This window comes from Vibrio sp. 2132-1 (assembly GCF_033344315.1).
Window position 1 is genome coordinate 1 of record NZ_JAWPON010000695.1, and the last position, 558, is coordinate 558.

General features: G+C 49.5%; 1 protein-coding gene. It reads left to right on the forward strand.

Going from position 1 to position 558, the window contains the following annotated elements; genetic code table 11:
* Positions 1 to 524, forward strand: a 524-nt coding sequence (locus tag R8N47_RS27440) for an HAD family hydrolase (protein WP_318186393.1), incomplete at its 5' end; no start/stop codon positions are given.
* Between the last annotated feature and the right edge of the window lie 34 nt (positions 525 to 558).

A 558-nucleotide genomic window follows, 5' to 3' on the forward strand; every position in this document is an offset into this window, starting at 1 on the left:
CGATCATTGGCCGCAATGCGGCAGGAATTGAGACGATTTTCCGCAAAGCCTACGGCGAGAATTTAGACCGCCTGCATCTTGAATGGCGCACTCGTTACAACGCAGTTGTCAAACACCAAGCCATCCCTGTAAAAGATGGCGTTGTTGAGTTGCTGGAGTGGTTGAAAGCCCAAGGCTTACCTATCGCGGTCGCGACATCTACCGCGAAAGAAGTGGCAAAAATCAAACTGGAATTAGCAGGGTTGAGCAAATACTTCGATAACCTAACGACAGGCTGCGAAGTGAGCCACGGCAAACCCGATCCAGAAATCTATTTGCTGGCAGCGAACCGTCTGGATGTAGAGCCAAGCCAATGTTTGGCCTTTGAAGATTCCAATAATGGTGTTCGCGCCGCTGTAGCGGCAAACATGGTCACTTATCAAATTCCGGACTTGGTTGAACCTTGCGATGAGGTGAAACAATTTGGTCACTCTATCGTGCCTTCACTGCACGAAGTATTAGCCGAGCTTAAACAGACTCGCTAACCCTCCTCTGAATTCGTTCCAAAGCTCAACGTCG